The sequence below is a fragment of the Bacillus cereus group sp. BceL291 genome, from assembly GCF_051776705.1.
GTDB classification, from domain to species: domain Bacteria; phylum Bacillota; class Bacilli; order Bacillales; family Bacillaceae_G; genus Bacillus_A; species Bacillus_A cereus.
The window spans coordinates 1-17,869 of the sequence record NZ_JBPWAP010000078.1 but is presented as its reverse complement, the minus strand read 5'-3'; the positions used below and the strand labels follow the sequence as shown (position 1 = coordinate 17,869).

Here is a 17,869-nt window from a genome sequence, read left to right as displayed (position 1 = left end):
CAACCATCCACCTTGCGGTAGCAGTTACATAAGGCGAAGTGTTACCAGCACTTCGTCTTTATTAGTTTATGCAAAAACTATCTTTATAATACTTCTACACATATTATAACATCAACTATAGTACATGTCATGTGTATTCATCTACTATAGTTATTAGTGAAACAAAACAAAGTACTTTTAATACGAAATCAATTTCGTTCCTGTTTCAAAATACTTTGCAGGAGCATAGCTTTTCCAATTCCGATCTTGAAATTCGTTTCCAATCATTGCAACAATCCCCATAATAATGACACGTCTAACACGTTGTTTCTTCTTTTTATCCACTCTAATTTCCCCTTTCTATGAAAAAAAAGGCACATCCCATTAAGGGATGTGCCTTTGGTTTATCCATTCAGCTACTAGTTAAGATGGATATATTATTTTGTCGACTCACCTAATTATACTATATTCTATGTTTATTTCCCAGTCTTCATGTAATACCAATCAGTTAGGTTATGAAGTAGTTCCTCATTCCCTACCCAATTCCATCCTACTCCACTTCCTCCAGGGAATGGATCATCCGGAAATACTCTTCTTTTTATGAAATCATCGTACGCAACACCCTTAATCTCTACTTGCCCAGTTAAACATAAACTCATTTCATTGATACCTGCTGGAGCTGTTTCTACATTAAAGGTATATACACCGTCTTTTGTCTTTAGTGGTGAATACCATTTTTGGCCACCATCAATGATTTTCTCTTGTCCATCCCAATATAAAGACTTGGTCGGTCTTTTACTATCAAACACATGGCCAGTTGATTCAGACATATACATATTTTTAGGTAGGAACTTCGCTGTATTATCTTTTAGTTCCTTCTTATCTAAATCTTGGGTAGACTTTAATCCTTCGTCTGCAAATGGGTATTGTGCCTTAGCAGCGGCAAATACACCAGGGTAATTTTCATTCCAATCATTTTTATACTTTCCGTTTACTTCATACGAAAACCCATAGCCAGAATGAAGCTTAGATGGTGCCAAATTATCTATACTTCCACTTAATGTTTCATAGAACATTTCTCCCACTGTGTCCTCTTTTGACACACGTTCACTTACTGTTTCTACTACACCTTTTACACTTGTTACACCGCACATCCCTTTTTCATGTGATGGTGCATAGATAGCTGTTTTAATAGGATTATTTTTATACGTAGTTTCCTCTATGTCTATGCGATTACCAGCAGGGTTAATTTCCGCCTGAATTGTTCCTTTCCCTTTATGTTGCCAGTCAAGGTTTAAGGTTTTCTTTTCTCCCTCAGTTAATCTTACCTTTTGTGTTGATACTTGTTGTCCATTATGTTTTAACACAACTACTGTTTCAGGGTTCGTATATTTTTCTTCTAATACATCTAATTTTTTAAGTTTATTCTTCTCTTTTTCAAACTTTTGTCTTGCATTATCTAGCTTACTTGCAGCACTATCTAGTTTATTTTCTTCCCAAGAGCAGTCTCTATCATAATAGTGATCCTTTCCCTCGGCATCTACTTCATGAATTGGATTACGGCGACAATAACTTAGACTAGATTGAGCGCTATCTCTTTCCGATTCAGAGCTATTTACTTCTTGTTGAGACTTGTTAATGTTGTTGTTTACCTTTGCTCTATATTGATCACGCTCTGGTTTAAAATTATCACGTGATACATCTACTCTTGTTTTAATATTCTTTCCTTCTCTTGCTGTTTCTCCTTCAATTCGATCAGCAGAGAAATCAATTTTATATTTAAAATCATCTTCATCACCTGGATTTGGATTAGGTGTTACTTCTGTACCACAGTTACCATCTATGGTGAAATCAGCGGTTTTCTCGTTCGATTCCCTTTGAACAGCATCAAGCACTTTAATTTTCGCAGTATATCGCCCACACATTTGCGGCTGCCATTTCACATCATCTTTTACAAACTTTCCAGCATCTCCTTCATTAGACTTTTCATTATCTTTTTGTGGAGTTGAACGTAAGTAATTTTCTTGATGATGCACAGTTTCACCATCTTTTGTAATTTCTAACATCCATTTCACTCGGTTCCGCTCTCCAGCAGCTTTTTGATAAGGATTAACTGTTGTGCCATTTGGATCCCGATCATTATATCCTTTATTTTTACTTACATACTCATATCCGCTAAATGTAAATTTAACCGGGATATCTTTTTTTCCACTCTTAGCTTTAAAATCTTTTATTTCTGGTTTACTTGTACGTACATACCACAAGCTATACCTATTTACACCTTCTACACCACCAGCTCCTGCGTATCCACCAGCGAGATAGGCTATGTCTCTAATCCAATAAAACTGCCCAAGTTCTCTATAACTTTCATAAGTTTGTATCATATGTTTATCTATATTATCTAAAACGAATTCTGGGTTTCCCCAATATTTACTAGAAATAACAGAATTATTTACCCTTTCTACTTCAGTCACCATACGGTCACCAGCTGGTACTTTACCATTTAAATAACCTTCATTTGCAATTCGAATATATGGCTCTGAAGTATCGTCAGCTTGTACTAAATTCTCCCTTGGGTTCTCCCAATTAAAAGAACCGTTATATACAGCAGGAAAGTGAACATCGGCCCTATATAAAGATTCTTTAGCTGCATATCCACTTCCAGGTCTATAATACTTTCCTGGCAACTGTAAGTTAAGCGAAGTCAAAAAAGAATCATTTTGACCGTTATAGAATGGGACATCGTTATTTTTAGCACTTGCCATACTAGGTATAGCAAGCATAGTTGAAGTACAAATAAATAGTAAACCTCTTTTTAATTTCATTTTTTTCTCCTCCTGAAACATAAAAAAGGACACACCTGTACCATTAGGATGGTACGTAAGGTGTGTCCTTTACGTATGCTTAATTAAATATCATATTCATATTTTATAATACTTAGTATACCATTATTTTGTTTCAATTTGAATATACATTGTATCAAAAGCTGCAGTTTGACCAATACGGACCTTATAATTACCTTTTTGATAATTGTTAATAGAGTCTTGCGCAATAGTTTCATCAATTTCTTGCTCTAAATTCAATCCACTTAAGAAGGTAACCCATCTTTTAGCTAATTCTACAGTTGCTGGATTATTATCTAAAAAATAAATTTTATAATTACTATTTACAGAACCTTCAATTGCAAATTGTGCGCCTATTGAACCAGCTGGAAGATACATATCTTTATCCAAAATACGTACTCCTCCTCTTAAATCTTTATATTTTAGATTTGTATTGTATTTTTTATTGATTTCTTTTACTATATTTTGTGCTTCTGTTGATAATTGTTTTTGCACACTTTCATTTTTCAAAGCTTCAGGATTGTAATCAAAGTCAGGTTGTGCAATCTCAACGTCTAATCCCTCAGGCAATTTAGGCTGTTCTGGTTTCACTTCTGGTTCTGGATCTGGTTTCACTTCTGGTTCTGGATCTGGTTTCACTTCTGGTTTTGGATCTGGTTTCACTTCTGGTTTTGGATCTGGTTTCACTTCTGGTTCTGGATCTGGCTTCACTTCTGGTTTTGGATCTGGTTTCACTTCTGGTTTTGGATCTGGTTTCACTTCTGGTTTTGGATCTGGCTTCACTTCTGGTTTTGGATCTGGCTTCACTTCTGGTTTTGGATCTGGCTTCACTTCTGGTTTTGGATCTGGCTTCACTTCTGGTTTTGGATCTGGCTTCACTTCTGGTTTTGTTTCTTTTTCAACTGCATTAATAGAGTTATATAAGAACTGACTATACGCTTCACGTGTTACAGACATTGTTGGAGAATACATATTACCTCCTGTACCAATTGTAACCCCATTTTCCTCTAATGCACTAATTGCACCGTAAGACCAAGAATTTTTATCAACATCTGCAAATTTTGTTGTTTTCGTTGCCTTAAATTTAAATGCATTTGTAAGCACTTGTGCCATTTGTTCACGAGTTAAAATATCATCTGGACCATATTTCCCATCACCAAATCCATTTACAAGTCCTGCTTTAGCAAGTGCTAAGATTTCTTTTTCAAACAAGTGTCCTTTAATATCAGTAAAAGGATTTTTGAAGCTAGCATCTGCATCTGCTGGCTTAACGTACATATAAATCATACGAGCAACTTGCCCACGAGTTACATTGTCACCAAAGCCAAAGATATTATTTCCGTACCCTTGCACTACCTTACGGTTTGTTAAATCATAAATTGCTTTTGTAGACCAGTGATTTGCTGGAACATCATTGAATTTTAATGAGTCTGTGTTATCAGCCTTAGCAGTAAATGCTCCTGCTCCTAATAATGATGTACCCATAATTGTTAATGCTGTTGCTGTTTTTAAAAATTTGTTTGCCATTGTTTGTTCCTCCAAATATATTAGTTTTTTTATAGATTCTTTTATTGTACCGAATTTAAACATAAAATCCAGATACTTTAACATATTAATTTATTAATTAGAGTTTTTTTATTACCGCTGTTCTATATGGAAAATATTACCATATAGTAATAGGCTTGTAAAGTATTTTTATATATTTATTTTTAAATATATTTTTCTAGCAAAAAAACCATACTTTTCAGTATAGTTTTTTATAGTGAAAATCTTTGAATTATTATTACTTAAAATACACTTGTCCCATTCCATCTTTACTCGCCCATATCGGAGCCTTTATACCATCTACCCCAATCAGCTTAAATATGAAGAAATGGTGTTCTGCCTTCACCTTAAAAGAAAGGGATTGATTATGATCAACACGTCCCTTTGTATACTCATACTTCCAACCATCCATCTTTTCTTCCTTCATCCTTTTCTCTATCCCTGGGATTAAATCAACCCTTTTTCCATTGTAATCATATTGAAATCCCCCATTATTCTCTGCGATTTCAACCATATCAGAAGCAAAGTTATGTGCTTTTACTAACTGTATTCCATACAAAACACCTTCGGGTAAAAGGCTGATTAATAATAAAGAAAGGGTAAGGAATAGAGCTGTAGTTACTGTATTTTGCATTCTTAATGCACCTACTCTTTTTCTTTATTTTACGTTTCCACCTAATTGTTTTTCTTTTGCATTTGCATCGTAGATAATAATACTTCTTGCTTTACTCTTTATTGTTTCTTTTTTCTCATCAAATTGCTTAAAATAACTAGCAGCTTCCGCATCACCTTCGACAGCAATCATTGCTGGTTTCTCCTGTACATCATAGACAGTAAAGTTACGTTTTGAAGCAGGATCTTTAAAATCCGCATTACTGTTATACGCTTTTTCAAACTCTTTTTTCGCTTTTTCTGCATCAATAGCTATTTCTTCTTCTGCACGAAGAGTACCTATTTTTACAGACTTAGCCAAAGCTATCTCGCCACCTCTTTCTAAAGACGATTTATTATCGGTATGTGTTGTATCTCCAATCACCATATCAGTTACAAAAAATAGACAACCTACAAATAACAGCAACATACTTGCTGCAACAATAAACTTTTGCATCCCTCTTCATCCTCCCTTAACTTTCAGACTTCCGAAATCGAAAACCACTTAAAATGGTACTTTTCTTTTGGTTCAACAATTGGTTTGGTAGCAATAACTCTGCTATTTCCTTCATTATTCCTTCTAGCTCTTTATAATAGTTCCGACTAGATAGTAACGTACTACTATTTAATTGAGATTCAAATACATCTTCTATCTCATATGGTGGTAAAGCAGTTAATACCTTATCTCCAAAACATTCTTCTACTACTTCATGCTTTAAAAGAGTAGGCGAAAACTTATTCCCAATGATTCTCGTTTTCTCTAAAGCTAAGTAAGAAACGAGCTTTCTCTCTTTTTGTGTAAGAGGATGCACTATCTTTAGCAATTGATGCAGATCTGGTTCCGCTACAAAGAATATGTAATCCGCCATTTCACAAATCTCATGGTATAAATCTTTATCCCAATCGTTCCCTGCATCAATAATAGATATAGGTGCTTCTTGGTTGGCCAATAAAACCTTAATAAAATGGTCAAAATCCTGCTCTGTCTCGTTTTTTAGCTCTTGATCCACAATAGGATTCTTTACAATATAATTTATTTTGCCTTGCTTCCATTTTGGAATTGATAATATATCAGATTCCTTCTGTAGCATCTCTTTATATCTCTGCAACATAAATTCACTACGATAGTTTTCTGGTGCCTCAGTATATCCCTTTAATAACGGATACGTATAACCATCATCATATAGATTCTCTATATAATTCACATCAATCTGTAGTTCATTTAAATACGCAGCTAAAAGATGTGAAACAAAAGTAGCACCACTTCTCCTGTTCATGCTGGCCACAACAATTGTTCTTCTTGGAATAGCAATACCGATTTGTTTTTCATATACCGGCTCAAAAGCCAATTTATACTGTTTTTTTATAACAGGTGCTTTTGGCATCTTCTCTGAAACGGACTTACGCTTTTGTTTGTTTTTAAATAGTTTGTTGGAATTAGAGCCAGGTTCACTGTCGCCGCCTCCCTCTAATTCACTTGATGCTTCTTCTTCATCAACAGGAACCTCGGGCAACTTTGTTTGTTGCGGTGCCTGACTTGCTCCTACGATTTCCGCTACATTTTTAATATCCGATTCCTGTAGTAGCTGCGGGATGACTTTATTATCAATATCAATTTTACGAGAGTTAAAAATGTCATAGATACCTAGATAAATCAGTTTCGCCAAAAACTCATCATCATTTTCACGCTCTGTAAATACCACAATACGAATATCCCGATTAAAGCGAATATCTCTTAATTTCTGTAAGATAATCAATTCACGTTTCTCTTCATGTCCCGCATCAATATTTAATCGTTTGTCATTAATACATAGAATATTGGGCTGTTCCGTATCTAGAATTTCATCTAGGTACTTGATGTGCATCACATCACTATCAGCTACTTCAAATCCTGCACCAATAAAATCCTCACGCAAATATGCCGTATATACAGTATCGCTAATAGCTAAAACGATTTTTTTTGTCATAAAATCCCCTCTCTATAGAAAAACACTTTTAAAGTAATACCATATTTTCAAACGGCACCTGTGTTTCATCTTGTAATTTTTTTAGTAATTCAGTAAGAAGTGCTTCTATTTCAAAACCTCCTAAATTACGTGGGGCATTATCAAGAAGACTGTATTTTACACGGATCTCAAAGCGATCTTGTATTTCTTCTAACGGCATGTTACCAAATAAAATTTGCTCATACAGGAATCCTTCTTGAAGATCCTTTTGTATATTCGTTCTTTCTTTATATACAATCGTAACTTGCGCTAATTCAACAAATGGATTATCTAAAGTTAGTTTTGCATTCCAATTTAAATTCCAGATTTCACATTGTTTTTCTGCATGTACAACATTTGCAGTAATAGATGGAGTGATAGTAAATAAACGATCAATAGGTACATTTGTAAGGAAGGTTCTTTTCCCTTCTTCTATCTGCAGTCCCTTCTCTTCTCTTTCATGTTCAAGTGCCATTTCTGCACCATATAATGCAATTTCACTAAAGATTTGTTCCATAAGTGGCTTAATTCCTTCATAAGTACGAACAGCAAATACGCTAAACTCCTGGGTTTCATCTGTTCTAATTAATTCATAAATATTAAATTCCGCAGCATTTACAATTGCAAAAGGAATATCTTGTACAAAATTAGGATTAGTAAATAGCTCATCTGGTATTACTGTTTCTGGATGTCTTAGAAACTCTAATCCTAGTTGGTATCCCTTAAGAAATGCATTTTTACTGGCAGCTGGGAATAAAGTTTCAAATTTTTTAAGATCGTTTTTAAATTTCTTTTCTTCAATTTCATTACCAAATTCTCTATCTTGTAAAATATTTGCTTGATCAGCAATTAATAAAAAATAGTAATTAATAAGAGATTCTATTTTTGTTTCAAAATCTGTATTGTCTTTACAATACTTTTCAAATCTTTCTTTGCTTTCGTTAATAATTTCATTCATTTTTTCTCGTCTCCTTATAAAGATTATGGTTTTTAAACAAAAAAAGACACACCGATGGCAGGTTATGTGCCTTCGGTGTGTCCGTTTAGCTAAAAATTAAATCTATTAATTTATATATTTCTCTTAGTTAATTGTTGTTCACATACAAGAATACCTCTATGAATTTTAAAAGTCAATACTTTTATCGAATCCGTGTGAACATATATTTACTCCTTTTTCTCTATTTTTGCTATGTATTTAATCTAAAAAATTACAATAAATTAAATATAAATAATCACAAGTAGTTTATATAAGATTAACAAGATATATATATAACTTAACACAATTATTAATTATAAAGAGATTTAAAAAATACCTCTAAAGTCTTGTATCACATACGTTCCTTGCTATTAAGATAAATTCCCTATCGTAATATCCCCAATACAAACAAGCCATACATCATATAAATCACAAAATAAGAAGTTAAATACCATATTACTCAGAATTCACAAGTCTAAAATAATATTACTAAGATACTCACAAGTAATGAATCGTATTATAAACAAACTGAATCGTATTCAAACATAGCATAAACAGCTTATATACTTGCGTAAAAATGCTCGTAGCTACATGTTCCTAAACAAAAAAGCATGTTTTCAAAGTAAAGAACATGCCAAATAACCCTTGCTTTTTAGTGATTTTTTAACAAGGGCTGTTTCTATATTTTTTTAAAAATACTACATAAATTCTGGATAATCACCATGTTGCCTATGATAATTTGTTCTTATATCGCTGCTTTCTCCTACAGACAAACTTTTCTCCTTAAAATAAATCCAGGCATCTCTAAACTGTACACGCATGAATGCTGGAATAGAGAATATTTCTTGCTCTTTCATACAACATTCAACTTGATCTAATGCATAAGTCATTGCATATATTAATAATTCATTTTGTTTTTGTATTGTTGGTAAATAGATTGCGATATCAACAATTTCTTGTCTAAATGCAGTCATTATATTTTCTTTATCTTTTTTTCTTAACGCTTGTCCCATATGTTTCAAACGAGATACCGCTTCTTTTCTACACTTCGCTATAGGTCTATGTAATTCTTTTTTATCATTTTCAATAACACAATTCGAAGAAAAAATGACATTAAACTTTTCAATAATAACTTGTTGTACCTGCCTTCTAACACGTGTAATACGAGACTCACTTGGTTTCTTATCTTTAGGATCTACTGCATTAAATTTAATAATAGGCTTTACAATCTCTATGTATTGTCGCACTTTCTTTGCATTACGCTTCAACTTTTTCTTTAGAAAAGCCATTTTTCTCGTAATCTCGAAATCTTCAATCTTGTGCTTATAATGTTCCATACCAATTTTCTCGAAAATGTGTTGATTAATTCTAAAAGAAACATAATTCCTCTATTATCTCGAGCCTTTACAAGGCTACTTAGTATAGTTGTTTGAATTAAATAAAATGGAATACGGAAATACGATAACGATATATTTATCATATCTGTAGTTTCTGCAGCAGTGTGGTTGTACAATGCATAATCTACAATTTCATAAACAGTACGATTTCCAACAGGTGTTTCTCTTACGAGCTTACGCTCCAAGCAAACTTGAAATCCTGTATAAATTGTTGTGTAGGGAATCCCACTTTTCTTAGCAAGATCCATTATTTGAAATTCACGTGGCAGCATTCCTATATCATTGCATTCAAAGTGCAATAAGATATAAGTCGCTAATGCTGAGGATGGTAATTCTTTGCGTTCATTTTCTAGTTTTACAATATTAAAAAGTCCATTAAAAAACTTAACCCCATGAACTTTAAAGTTCTGCTGAGAAAAATTCAAACGTGTACTCATTATTCTAAATGACTCCTTCCGAAAAGAGCACAAAAAAAGACACTGTAATATCACATATACAAAAATCTACTTAAATCTAGATGATTTTTGTATATTTCTAGATAAACAATGCTCAAAATACGCAAGAAAATCGCCTTTTTCAGTTGCACAAATTTATAAGATCAAGTAAAATTATCTTATAAATTTATACAAATCAAAAAAGGTTTTGAAGCTAAAGTTTAATCTAGGTAATATTGTAAGTATAACTTTCAATCAATAAGAGTTTGTTGGGTTCCTAGAGATTAACCTCGATGAAATAGTTGGCGCTATTTTATCAAGCTGAAAGATCTTTTTTTTTTGCTTTTTTATGTTTATTTTTAGTTAATTGCGGCAAAACTATAACTATAGCTAAGTTTTGCCGCATTTTAATGTAATCATATATGCATTTTTTGGTACTTGCAAGACGATTTTTTATAAAATCGTCTTTTTTTTATATAACAATTTCCTGTTTAATACAGTTATGCTATTGTTCTATTTTCGAAAAAAAGAAGTTTTCTAGTTTTATATTCTTAAATACAGAAAGACTTCTAAATATATTGAACCATATGCGGAATATAATGAATGTTATAAAGTGGTTTCAAAACTAGAAAATATACATTCCAACATTAACAATAACCCTTATATAACAACGTTTTCAACCAATACTTCCAATTCTAATTTATCATAAATTAGCATAGTAAACAAAGAAAAAAACATAGAAATGATTCAGTAAAGCAAACAGCAAAAACATGGAATTAATAATAAAACGTATGAATTCTAAGTTTATAAATTTAAGAATTTATAAATCATATGCCACATTAACCTCATTTTCTCTATTTTTGTACAATGAATACGATCTTAAAATCAATACAAAAAGATTACTAGAATAAAAGTTAAAAAAAGATATAAACACTAACTAAAATAAGTTAGATGTAAATCTAGAAAAGATCGATTCTATATTGATAAAAACCCTTTATTTTAAAGGGTTATATACCAATATACATATTCTAATTTTGAATAATAGTATTTATACAGATTCCTAAACTTAGTAAGAAACCTTGTGTTTAATCAAACACAAACAAAAGAGTTATTTACAGCTCAACAACATACTATTTAGGTCATTTGGTTCTTATTATATCAATTTCGTATTTATTGTTACTCCTATGAATCACTTAATAAATACGAAATTCACTCTATTATTTTCTATTAGTAGCTAAATCTCAAACTATTATTTGCTTCATTTGAATATATCGCTATAAATTTTCTTGAGTTTTTGCAAATTTATATTACTCAAGAAAATTTATTTTTAGTGAGCGAGAATCGGATATTAGAAGAAAAACTTGAAGGAATAATCAGCGAGTTCGAGCTATAAAACTAGAACTAAAACTAGTATAAGTTTGTTCTAGTTTTATATTAAACCTTGATAAATCAATGTTATCCCTTGTTTTATTCTATCTAAATTTTGTTAGATAACCATATAGAAGATACAGAAAAGTAGAACGAATATTAGAATGCACAATACTATAGATAAACCATGTTATCTATAGATATAAAAATACTTGATTTTTAGTGGAATTATATTAAGATTTTCTAGTTTTTCTATGGTAGAGTAATCTATAGGAAGATAATGCCCATTCTATGTAGAATATAACATGGAAGAGACTTTCTAAGTTTTTTGGTTGTAAGGAGGTGTTGTTTCTATGAGTGAGAACAAAACAAACGAAGAACAAAATGAATATAGAATGAAAGAAGTATCTGAACTTACTGGGCTATCGAATGACTTATTAAGAGTATACGAGGAAGAGTTTAATCTACAAATAAATAGAACTAATGGTGGGCATCGTCGCTACACGGAAGATGACATTAATAAGTTTATATCTATTAAGAAGAAGATCCAAGAACAAAATTGGAGCTATAAGAAAGTTCGCTCTTGGTTAAATGGTGACGAGCTTCCAGTAGCATTAGAAGAACACCAGGTTAAAACAAACCTAGAGAAAAAAGTAGAGTATCAAACAGAATTAATTCAAGATTTGACTGAAAAGTTGGATCAAAGTATCAAACTACAAGTGGAAATGGTAAAACAAATGCATGAGCTAAAGACCGAGAAACAAGAGCTTGAGCAAATTGTGGCACGTAGAAATCAGGATCTTATAGATACTTTAATTCAAGAAAAAAGAAAAGAACGTCAAGAACGAATTGAGACAGAATCAAAAAAATCATTCTTACAAAAAATATTTGGAAAGTAAACTTTGAACTAGATTCTAAGTTTGGTTTATTTAAGTAGCAAGTCTAAAAATGGACTTGCTACTTTTTTATTTTGATAATTTTAAAGATGTTATTTTTTAAATGCCTATGAACCTATTCAATTATTAAATATCGACATTAGATTTATATAAATATAGAAGAATTTTAACAAAGATAAATAACAGTTTAATTTTCAGTTTAACTTTAGGTTTAAATTTAGAAAGGTTTTAGAAAGATATATGTAGCTCTAGTGTGACTTAAGGTTTAAAAAATAGTTTAATTCTTAGTTTAACTTTTAGTTTACATACCATTTCCATTGTGATATAAATAGGTTAGGTGAATTTTTCCACTCTCAAGAATTAATAAAATAGATGGGAGTTAAACAATGAATAGGGATCACTTTTATACGTTAAACATTGCAGAAATTGCGGAAAGAATTGGTAATGATGATTGTGCCTATCAAGTATTAATGGCATTTATTAATCAAAATGGTGAAGCGCAAATGCTTAATAAAACGGCTGTGGCAGAAATGATACAGCTAAGTAAACCTACTGTTTTTGCAACCGTAAATAGTTTCTATTGTGCAGGATATATTGATGAAACTAGAGTAGGAAGGTCCAAGATTTATACCTTATCGGATTTAGGCATAGAAATAGTAGAATGTTTTAAACAAAAAGCAATAGAAATGCGTAATTTATAAGTATAGGGGAGGAATTTTATATGTTATTAAACAGTAATGAACTAGAACATATCTATTCAGCTAACCATAGTGTAAATGATATTAGTATTCGATGGGGAGTTATTGGTGCTGGCCAAAAAGGTAATAAAGAGGCTGATTTATTCGCTGGTTACAAGTTTTCGAATGGAGCTAGTTGCTATCCGACATTAGCTGTTAACTTTGCAGAGTCAGATATGATGCATTTACAAAATATTATTAAAGAAGATCGTATTCATTTTGATGGTTTAAAGGGAGCTGCACGTACACCTGCTGTTGTGACTGACTTATTTGACCCGGAAATTAATCCTAATGCTAATGGATACCTTGATAAATTAGCACAAGAGCTAGGTCGAAAGTTTACAAATGAAGAGGGAGAGGTAATTGTAGACCAATTCTTAATCTGTCTTGGAGCTGGTGGTGGCGTTGGAACAGGTTGGGGTTCACTTGTTTTACAATTAATTCGTGAGCAGTTTTTCCCTTGCCCAGTATCTATGCTTATTTCCTTACCATCCGGTGATCCAGATGAAATTAACAATGCACTTGTATTACTAAGTGAAATTGATGAATTTATGAGAGAGCAAGACAGATTATTTGGAAATTCTGATCTAAAGCCATTAGCAAATGTAATCATCAATGATAATACTAAAATGCAACGGATTATTGAAACACAAAAGGGCACGAAAGACCTGAAAAATAGATATTTAAACTGGAAAGAAGTTGCGAACGATAATGTAGTGAGTACGTTACATGAAATAAACATTATCCCAGAGAACTATGGTTCTGATAACGTTACATATGACCCATCGGATTTAATAAAACTATTAAGTATTCCAGGACGTTTCTTAACAATTGGAAAAGCGAGAATTGCTAAATTTGATTTACATTCACTTGGAAATAGTATTAAGAGAAGTTTAGAAGAGGGATTCTTCTCAGCAGAACATCAATTTGAAACAGCAACAATGTATGGTGGTTTCGTTTTAAGACCTTCTAACGCAGATTTCTTCAAAGATGTTAATACGGAAAATAAGATTCGTAATACCTTAGGAGAGTATAAAAGATTGGATGAAATCGCTGGTAAATTTGGTGATCCAATTTGGGATAATGAATATGCGGTTTGCTACACTATATTTGCTGGTATGACAATGCCTAAACGCTATATATCTCTTGCGCGAGAAGGAAAAGAGTTGGCTGAAAAACAAGAGCAATTAAGAGAAGAAGCACAACGTAAACAGGACGAAGAAAAAGTAGATATTTCTTTTGCAACGAATCGTGTACAAAAGAACACATTCAATCCTTATAATAAAAACCAAGGATTTGGCGGGGCATCAAGATTCAGTGGTGGTAAAAACTCTGCATTTAAACGTCAGACTAGTGAAGTTACTACAACACAAAATCAACAAGAAGAAGAGAATATTATTAGCACTCTTAAAACTTCAAATCCATTTAAAAAACGTTAAAAAAAGCGGGTCTAAACGACCTGCTTTTTTTATTAAAATCACAACCGATTACAATAAAAAACTACAATGCACAAATTAGATATCTATTATATTTTCTGCATGTTTAACACAGATTTATATAATGTGATAGTTTAAATAGATTGTTAGGCCGTCCTAACAATTTTATTTCAATCCTTTATCCTTTAAAAAATTGTTCGGTTAAAACATGTCTTCCGTCCGAACAATTTTAAAAGGACCAAAAGACTATATAAATCAATGTTTCTAGCAGATTTTTAGGAAGAGAAGTAATCCAAACTTCAGCGTACGAGTTTTAGTATCTAGATTCGTGCAAATTCAGTTTAAACTTTTCATAATTTACAACAAAATTTTGCTGTAATAAGATATATAGAAATGGTTGTTATTTATTGAAAATAAATTCGAGTTATGGAGTTGTATATAATGAAAAGTAAAACGTATAAATATACAAGTAAAGGCACACAGAAATCTTTTCGTTTAAAAGAGGCTGATATATTTGTATTCACATTTTTATATTACAAAAGGCATCTTACTACACGACAAATTACTCAGCTTTATAGTGCATTTGAAGGTAGGGATTTTTCTGAGGATAGTGTGTTTACAAAGCTTAATCGTTTTTCAAAATACGGTGCTATCTTAACTAAAAAAATTGATAAAAGAGATGATAGTATAACCAGACGTGCGACATTCTCCTTAAAAGATAGAATGGTCGATTACCTTCAAGAAATAGGACGGATTCCTACAGGATCTTCAAAACGTAGATATTCTTCTTCAATCTCGTTACATACACTCTGTTCACGAGAAACGTTAGTACGTACACTTTTAGAAGTATCGAAAAAAACCAATACAAATAAGTTATTATGTGAGCTAGATATTCGCTCATATCATCAAAAACAAAAGAAAACAGAAATTGAAGATGCAGGTTTACTCTTAATTCCCGATGAACACATTTCATATCAAGACAAAAATATTTACATTGAAATGGATATGTGCAAAGAAACGAATGCTACCTTAATTGAAAAGGTGGGGAAGTATATTGAATATGCACAAAAAAACAATGAGAATATAACTGTTGTTTTTGTTATGTATGACAAATCGATGTTTCTTGCAGAAGATGCTGACCCACCATACGTACGTATGAAAAATCTCTTATTTTCTATGCGAGAGTATCATGAACTTTTAATGAATCTTCCAAATCTAAATATACACATCTGCTCTTTGAAAGAAGCTGGAGATGTTATTTCAGATATCATTCTAGGAATAGATGATAATCAAAACTTTGAACAAGATATTCTTCAACCTTTATCTCAACGTACAGTAGGAGATGCTGACTGGCGCTACGCATATGTTGAAAAAGTCCAAACATTTAAGGAAACAATAGATGGCGGTCTTAGACGAACGTATAGAAGAGATAAAGATGCTATGCAAGATTTCTTCTTTATTTTTGGGAATGAAAATGATTACCGAATGATTGCTAGATTAGACGACGTTGTGTTTTCAAGAAGAGAAGGCGATGAAGGGGTGCCACTTGTTGTGATTTATCCAAAGCGCAACAAGGGTAGAGATATACTTTTAATGGACACTTATGACAACGTATTACTGCTATCCCTCCAAAATGAAGGTGTTACTATCGACGCAGATGAACAGATCATGGCACGTACTGCAAATAACATACATCCGAAAAGACGCAAGCTTGTTGAATTATATTAATCATTAATTTTTTATATACTTTTATACAATTTTATTGATTTTTATTATTTAAGGTGATAGAATTACGTTTGAACTAAACACAAAAAACTACAATCAAATCAGAACATATGAAATTAAGGCAAGCGACACACGCTGTTTTTACAGTGGGTGTCGCTTGCCTTTTTTTATATGGAGAAAGGTGGAAAATTAAAATGGATTTACAATATGCAACTACTACAACTGAGGGAGTGCTCTCTGCTAGAGAAGCGTTTAAAAACCCTGAACTAGTCCTCAAACATATGACAGAAGAGGGCGCAACGTTTAGCGTTTCTCTACAAGATATCCAGATTCCAGGAAAACCGAATTACTATTGGTATGATGTAATTATTGAAACGGCATCGAATAAAAAAATAGAAGTAAATATTGCAGTACTTTCCCAAGAAGAATATAACCAACTCTGCGAAAGAGATAGTATTGATTTATATTTAAAACAAACTGAAGACGCAGCAAAATTCTTTTTTGAAAAATCAAAGGAATTATTCCAACCAGAATTCAATAATAGATTCAAGTTTAAACATAAAGCTCAATTATATCTGTAAGCGGTAGGTGAGCCTATATGCAGACATTTAAACAACGATTACCGTTATTTACTACAATTGGCTTGATTAGCGGATTTATTCTTTCATTTGGATTTGGTTTAGTAAACTACATCAAGTTACTCTACTATGCATTTGAACCACCGTCTTATCCTATAGAAATTACATATGTACCGCTTATTTTAATGTTCTTCTCTTTACTTTTAGGAGAATTTAGTTTTAGGTTTTACAGCCGTATTCCTGCTTTGCATGTGAAGAATGGGAAATTAATAATTTTGATTGCTTCTCATATTGCAGTTGATATTCAATTTTTATGGTTTGCAACTGCTCCGATTCATGCAAAGGTTATTCCGTATCTTACAGATAAATCAAAGCATGTTAATTTTGGGGAGTATGAGGCCATAGGTCATGTTTTAACAGGGAATTTTCACACACTCACTATGATTTTTGTCTTTTTACCTACAGTTTTTATGATCTTGTTTACACTTTGGTATAGTGGTCATATTGTTCGTTACAGAGAAGAAATATTAAAGTGGGTACAAAAATACGAATATAAAAATCACAAGTTACAAAAATGGTTTAATAGCCAAGAAGAACAGATATACCCTGATGTGGAAATTGGACCGCATATTGAGCATAAAGAAATGGTCCGGATTAAGGGGAAAGATAGAACGTTAAATGGTATCATTATTGGTCCAATTGGTTCTGGTAAAACATCAAGTTTAATTATTCCTATGATAAATCAAGATTTACACTGGATGGTGCGTTTCATAAATAAGTTCGAAACTGCGTATAAAAAGAACGATTATGATACAGAAGAAGTAAAAGGAACATTTTTAAATGGTGTCACTGTTATTGAACCCAGTAATGATTTATGTCAAAAGGTATATAAATTAGTTCAAGCACATAAGATTCCTGCAAGCTCGGTTTACTACATTGATCCAACCAATCCTGATACCAAAAATATAAACATTCTGCGTGGACCGGTTGATAAAGTAGCAGAAGTTTTCGCAATGGTTATTCAAGGTTTGTCTGAATCTAACAATGCATTCTTTGAACAAGCGCAGCGTAACCACCTTAAGCAACATATCTACTTATTAAAACTGCATAATCCACAAAAAGATGTCACCTTCGACGATTTGATCGAGATGTATGTGCGCCCATAAGGGTAGATTTAGAATTGATTAAATAGCACTAATCTAGGTTAACTCACGAAAGACCTATTACCAATCACCTCACCTAGAAGGGAAACCTAAAGGGGAAAACAGCATGGTGATAAAGTCATAAGTTGGTCAACTACTAAGATCACGACTGAATGG

The 17,869-nt window shown here is 32.3% G+C and carries 12 protein-coding genes and 2 pseudogenes; 6 read left to right on the top strand and 8 right to left on the bottom strand.

The features are described 5' to 3' along the window. Positions 1–177: 177 nt before the first annotated feature. From ACS2CR_RS28715 to ACS2CR_RS28680, 8 genes and pseudogenes are all read right to left on the bottom strand, one after another. On the bottom strand, positions 178–324 hold the full coding sequence (locus ACS2CR_RS28715) for a hypothetical protein (RefSeq protein WP_153598631.1): 147 nt from the start codon (positions 322–324) through the stop codon (positions 178–180). 131 nt (positions 325–455) lie between these two features. Further along, positions 456–2,804 (bottom strand): hypothetical protein, encoded by a 2,349-nt coding sequence (locus ACS2CR_RS28710; RefSeq protein WP_060852767.1) that lies wholly within the window; start codon positions 2,802–2,804, stop codon positions 456–458. Positions 2,805–2,927: 123 nt separating this feature from the next. Then, on the bottom strand, positions 2,928–4,412 hold the full coding sequence (locus tag ACS2CR_RS28705) for an S-layer homology domain-containing protein (RefSeq protein ID WP_438906110.1): 1,485 nt from the start codon (positions 4,410–4,412) through the stop codon (positions 2,928–2,930). A gap of 193 nt (positions 4,413–4,605) precedes the next feature. Further along, positions 4,606–5,001, bottom strand: coding sequence for a DUF4320 family protein (locus ACS2CR_RS28700; protein ID WP_153598886.1), 396 nt, complete (start codon positions 4,999–5,001; stop codon positions 4,606–4,608). Positions 5,002–5,025: 24 nt separating this feature from the next. Continuing rightward, the gene (locus tag ACS2CR_RS28695) at positions 5,026–5,475 is read right to left on the bottom strand and encodes a DUF5411 family protein (RefSeq protein ID WP_098293700.1); all 450 of its coding nucleotides are present in this window, start codon (positions 5,473–5,475) and stop codon (positions 5,026–5,028) included. Positions 5,476–5,491: 16 nt separating this feature from the next. Continuing rightward, positions 5,492–6,985: a hypothetical protein gene (locus tag ACS2CR_RS28690; RefSeq protein WP_000162560.1), complete on the bottom strand. Its 1,494-nt coding sequence runs from the start codon at positions 6,983–6,985 to the stop codon at positions 5,492–5,494. Between the two features lie 28 nt (positions 6,986–7,013). After that, the gene (locus tag ACS2CR_RS28685; RefSeq protein WP_001002529.1) at positions 7,014–7,961 is read right to left on the bottom strand and encodes a hypothetical protein; all 948 of its coding nucleotides are present in this window, start codon (positions 7,959–7,961) and stop codon (positions 7,014–7,016) included. A gap of 716 nt (positions 7,962–8,677) precedes the next feature. After that, positions 8,678–9,813 (bottom strand): annotated as a pseudogene (locus ACS2CR_RS28680) (hypothetical protein). Positions 9,814–11,531: 1,718 nt separating this feature from the next. Between ACS2CR_RS28680 and ACS2CR_RS28675 the strand changes: the two are divergent. From ACS2CR_RS28675 to ACS2CR_RS28650, 6 genes and pseudogenes are all read left to right on the top strand, one after another. Then, positions 11,532–12,077: a MerR family transcriptional regulator gene (locus ACS2CR_RS28675; RefSeq protein WP_001293662.1), complete on the top strand. Its 546-nt coding sequence runs from the start codon at positions 11,532–11,534 to the stop codon at positions 12,075–12,077. Between the two features lie 383 nt (positions 12,078–12,460). Next, positions 12,461–12,775, top strand: a complete 315-nt coding sequence (locus ACS2CR_RS28670; RefSeq protein WP_001078054.1) for a hypothetical protein — start codon at positions 12,461–12,463, stop codon at positions 12,773–12,775. Positions 12,776–12,795: 20 nt separating this feature from the next. Next, a complete protein-coding gene (locus tag ACS2CR_RS28665) occupies positions 12,796–14,250 on the top strand; it encodes a cell division protein FtsZ (protein ID WP_000926087.1) in 1,455 nt (484 codons plus the stop codon). A gap of 438 nt (positions 14,251–14,688) precedes the next feature. Next, positions 14,689–15,975: a replication-relaxation family protein gene (locus ACS2CR_RS28660; RefSeq protein ID WP_000837863.1), complete on the top strand. Its 1,287-nt coding sequence runs from the start codon at positions 14,689–14,691 to the stop codon at positions 15,973–15,975. A 191-nt stretch (positions 15,976–16,166) separates the two neighbouring features. Continuing rightward, on the top strand, positions 16,167–16,553 hold the full coding sequence (locus ACS2CR_RS28655) for a hypothetical protein (protein WP_000365741.1): 387 nt from the start codon (positions 16,167–16,169) through the stop codon (positions 16,551–16,553). Positions 16,554–16,570: 17 nt separating this feature from the next. After that, positions 16,571–17,704: pseudogene (locus ACS2CR_RS28650) on the top strand (conjugal transfer protein TraG); the annotation flags it as partial. Positions 17,705–17,869: the final 165 nt, after the last annotated feature.

What these genes read in the sequence shown, in the direction of transcription:
- ACS2CR_RS28695 (WP_098293700.1), bottom strand. Translation starts at nt 5,475, where the DNA reads ATGCAAAAGTTTATTGTTGCAGCAAGTATGTTGCTGTTATTTGTAGGT.
- ACS2CR_RS28685 (WP_001002529.1), bottom strand. Translation starts at nt 7,961, where the DNA reads ATGAATGAAATTATTAACGAAAGCAAAGAAAGATTTGAAAAGTATTGT.
- ACS2CR_RS28700 (WP_153598886.1), bottom strand. Translation starts at nt 5,001, where the DNA reads ATGCAAAATACAGTAACTACAGCTCTATTCCTTACCCTTTCTTTATTA.
- ACS2CR_RS28705 (WP_438906110.1), bottom strand. Translation starts at nt 4,412, where the DNA reads ATGTTTAAATTCGGTACAATAAAAGAATCTATAAAAAAACTAATATAT.
- ACS2CR_RS28655 (WP_000365741.1), top strand. Translation starts at nt 16,167, where the DNA reads ATGGATTTACAATATGCAACTACTACAACTGAGGGAGTGCTCTCTGCT.
- ACS2CR_RS28710 (WP_060852767.1), bottom strand. Translation starts at nt 2,804, where the DNA reads ATGAAATTAAAAAGAGGTTTACTATTTATTTGTACTTCAACTATGCTT.
- ACS2CR_RS28690 (WP_000162560.1), bottom strand. Translation starts at nt 6,985, where the DNA reads ATGACAAAAAAAATCGTTTTAGCTATTAGCGATACTGTATATACGGCA.
- ACS2CR_RS28675 (WP_001293662.1), top strand. Translation starts at nt 11,532, where the DNA reads ATGAGTGAGAACAAAACAAACGAAGAACAAAATGAATATAGAATGAAA.
- ACS2CR_RS28665 (WP_000926087.1), top strand. Translation starts at nt 12,796, where the DNA reads ATGTTATTAAACAGTAATGAACTAGAACATATCTATTCAGCTAACCAT.
- ACS2CR_RS28660 (WP_000837863.1), top strand. Translation starts at nt 14,689, where the DNA reads ATGAAAAGTAAAACGTATAAATATACAAGTAAAGGCACACAGAAATCT.
- ACS2CR_RS28670 (WP_001078054.1), top strand. Translation starts at nt 12,461, where the DNA reads ATGAATAGGGATCACTTTTATACGTTAAACATTGCAGAAATTGCGGAA.